This is a genomic window from Kitasatospora sp. NPDC024654, assembly GCF_055559155.1.
Genome location: NZ_JBVHLF010000250.1, coordinates 1 through 1,753 on the forward strand (window position 1 = coordinate 1; position 1,753 = coordinate 1,753).

At 74.0% G+C, this 1,753-nt stretch carries 1 protein-coding gene; it reads right to left on the bottom strand.

What is annotated here, in order from left to right:
* Window positions 1-1,753, bottom strand: a 1,753-nt coding sequence (locus ACZ38L_RS39395; RefSeq protein WP_465702953.1) for a polyketide synthase dehydratase domain-containing protein, incomplete at both ends; no start/stop codon positions are given.

A 1,753-nucleotide genomic window follows, 5' to 3' on the forward strand; every position in this document is an offset into this window, starting at 1 on the left:
GTGGTGGCGAGGTGGCGGGCGAGGAGGGTGCCGAGGGTTCCGGTGCCGCCGGTGATGAGGATGGTGCCGTTGGGGTCGAGGGGGGTGGGGGTCTGGTCGGGGTCGGGAGTGGTGGTTTTGGTGAGGCGTGGGACGTACAACTGTCCGTCACGGATGGCGAATTGTTCGTCGCTCTCGGCCAGTGCCGCCGGCAGGGCCTGCCAGGAGGCGTCGGTGTCGTCGTGGTCGATGAGCACGAACCGGCCGGGGTTCTCCGACAGCGCCGCACGGATCAGACCCCAGGCCGGGCCGCTCGCCAGCCCCGGCACGGCGTCGCCCTCGCGTGCCGCGACCGCGCCCCGGGTCAGCACGACCAGCCGGCTCTCCGCGAGCCGCTCGTCGGCGAGGAAGTCCTGCAGCACCGAGAGCAGGGCCTCGGCCACCTGGTGGGCGGCGGCCACCGGATCGTCCTGCTCGGCGGGCTCAGCGAGGACGAGGAGCACGTCGGCGGGTGCCTCGGCGAGGTTCCGGGCGAGCGTGGTGAGGTCACCGTGGAGGGTGGCGCCGGCCGGGAGTTCGGCGGAGCCGTCCGGAACCGTGCCGAGCAGGGCGTAACGGCCGGCGGTCCGCACCGGCTCGGCCGACCTGGGCAGGGGGGTCCAAGTGAGCTGGTACAGCGGATCCGACAGGCCGGCCCGACGGAACGCCGCGGGGTCGACCGGGCGGACGGTCAGTGACTCGACCTCGGCCAGCAGTGCACCGGTCACCGGATCGGTGAGGGTGAGCGCGACGGTGTCCGGGCCGATCGACGACATCCGTACCCGCAGCCCGCCGGCGGCGGTGGCGTGCAGCCGGATGCCGTTCCACTCGAAGGGCAGCCGGAGGACCGGTGCGCTCGACCCGTCCGCGTCACCGCCGTTGAGCAGGGCGATCGGGTGGAGGGCGGCGTCGAGCAGGGCGGGGTGGACGCCGTAGCCGTCGGGTGCGGCGTCGGGGGTGAGGGCGATCTCGGCGTACAGGTCGTCGCCGTGCCGCCAGGCGGCCCGCAGGCCCTGGAAGACCGGGCCGTAGCTGATCCCGGCAGCCGCGACCCGCGCGTACAGCGAGTCGACCGCCATCGGCTCCGCCCCCGCCGGGGGCCAGCTCCCGGCCGGGGCCGGGGTGGTCGGCGCCGGCGGGGTGTCCAACACGTTGTCCAGCCGTCCGGTGGCGTTGCTCACCCACTCCCGCTGTTCCTGGCGGTCGGCGCGGTGCGGCCGGGAGTGGACGCGGAAGGAACGGCCCCCGGACTCCTCGGCCGCGCCGACGACGATCCGCATCTCGACGCCGCCCTGCTCGGGCAGCACCAGTGGCTGCTCCAGGACGAGGCCGTTCACCTCGTCGTAGCCGAGCCGGTCGGCCAGCCGGAACGCGATCTCGGCGAAGGCGGCGCCGGGCAGCACCGCGGCGCCCAGGACGGCGTGCTCGGCGAGCCAGGGGTGGCGGTGCAGGGAGAGCAGGCCGGTGAAGAGGTGGCCGCCGTCGGGCAGTTCGACGGCCACGTCGAGCAGCGGGTGGTCGCTGGGGGTGAGGCCGGTGGAGCTGAGGTCGGCTGTGTGCGTGGGGTGGAGCCAGTAGCGGTCGCGTTGGAAGGGGTAGGTGGGCAACTCGGTTGGGTGGGTGGGGGTTTGGGTGGGGGTTTGGGTGGTGGGCCAGGTGGTGGGGTGGCCGTGGGTGTGGAGGTGGGCGAGGGTGGTGGTGAGGGTGAGTGGTTCGGGGTGGTTTTTGCGGAGGG